The organism is Hyphomonas oceanitis SCH89, assembly GCF_000685295.1.
Taxonomy (GTDB): domain Bacteria; phylum Pseudomonadota; class Alphaproteobacteria; order Caulobacterales; family Hyphomonadaceae; genus Hyphomonas; species Hyphomonas oceanitis.
Genome location: NZ_ARYL01000113.1, coordinates 1 through 1,424, shown reverse-complemented (window position 1 = coordinate 1,424; position 1,424 = coordinate 1). Strand labels below are relative to the sequence as shown.

Genomic DNA, 1,424 nt, shown 5'->3' with positions numbered 1-1,424 from the left:
GATCGTGTCCCGCGGCGTGGTGTAGCTGACAGTTAGCGAAGTCGCCCGCGCAGCGCTTGTCCCGAGAGCTGGCGGGGCGGGCGACTTTGCGGGTGGTCATCGGCGATTTCCGGTAGGGTTTGGTTGCAACACCGACCCACAACTGGAGATACCACCGATGACCAACGACATGATGAACCTGCGCACGCTTGTAGAGAAGACCCCGGATGCCGATTTGCTGCGTGAGATGATCGGCTTTGCGGCCGAACGCCTGATGGAACTGGAGGTCGGGGCCGCCACCGGGGCGGCGCATGGCGAGAAGAGCGCGCTGCGTCTCGCCCAGCGCAATGGATACCGCGACAGAGACTGGGAGACCCGGGCCGGAACGGTCGAGTTGCGTATTCCGAAGCTGCGCAAGGGCAGTTACTTCCCCTCGTTTCTGGAGCCGCGCCGGATGGCCGAGAAGGCGCTGACAGCGGTCATTCAGGAAGCCTATGTGCAGGGCATCTCAACCCGCTCGGTCGATGATCTCGTCAAGGCGATGGGGATGAGCGGTATCTCGAAGAGCCAGGTCTCGCGGCTCTGTGAGGAGATCGATGAGAAGGTGCAGGCCTTTCTTGAGCGCCCCATCGAGGGCGATTGGCCGTATATCTGGATCGATGCAACCTACCTGAAAGTCCGCCGCGGCGGGCGGATCGTGTCCGTTGCGGTGATCATCGCCGTCGGCGTCAATGCCGATGGCCGCCGCGAAGTGCTGGGCATGGAGGTCGGCACATCCGAGGCCGAGCCGATCTGGACCGAGTTCCTGCGCAGCCTGACCCGCCGGGGCCTTCGCGGGGTGAAGCTGGTCATCTCAGATGCGCATCTTGGCCTGAAGGCAGCTGTCTCAAAGGTACTTTGCGCGACCTGGCAGCGTTGCCGCGTCCACTTCATGCGCAATGTCCTCGCCCATGCCGGCAAGAGCGGCCGGCGCGTGGTCTCGGCCTTCATCGCCACAGCCTTCGCCCAGGAAACACCTGAAACCGCCAGCCAGCAATGGCGCGCTGTCGCCGATCAGATACGTCCGAAAGTGCCAAAACTCGCGGCGATCATGGACGATGCCGAGCCTGATGTTCTGGCCTACATGTCGTTCCCCAGAGAACACCGCACCAAGCTGCACTCGACCAATCCGATCGAGCGGCTCAATGGTGAGATCAAGCGGCGCACCGACGTCGTCGGGATCTTTCCAAACGACAAATCCATCGTCCGGCTCGTCGGCGCACTCCTGCTCGAACAAAACGACGAGTGGGCCGTCCAGCGCGCCCGATATATGACACTGGAAACGATCGGCCAAATGAGCGATGATCCCCTCGTCAGCCTGCCAATCGCGGCGCGCTGATCAATCCGGCCCAGCCGGAAACGCCTGACCATGGCCGGTCAGTTACACCACGCGCTGGGACACGATC

The 1,424-nt window shown here is 62.8% G+C and carries 1 protein-coding gene; it reads left to right on the top strand.

Annotated features, from left to right (window positions below):
• Positions 1 to 157: 157 nt before the first annotated feature.
• Positions 158 to 1,357: an IS256 family transposase gene (locus HOC_RS20445; RefSeq protein ID WP_035542475.1), complete on the top strand. Its 1,200-nt coding sequence runs from the start codon at positions 158 to 160 to the stop codon at positions 1,355 to 1,357.
• Positions 1,358 to 1,424 lie beyond the last annotated feature (67 nt).

Bases quoted from the DNA above. Each gene is read 5' to 3' on its own strand.
- HOC_RS20445 (WP_035542475.1), top strand. From the start codon at position 158: ATGACCAACGACATGATGAACCTGCGCACGCTTGTAGAGAAGACCCCG.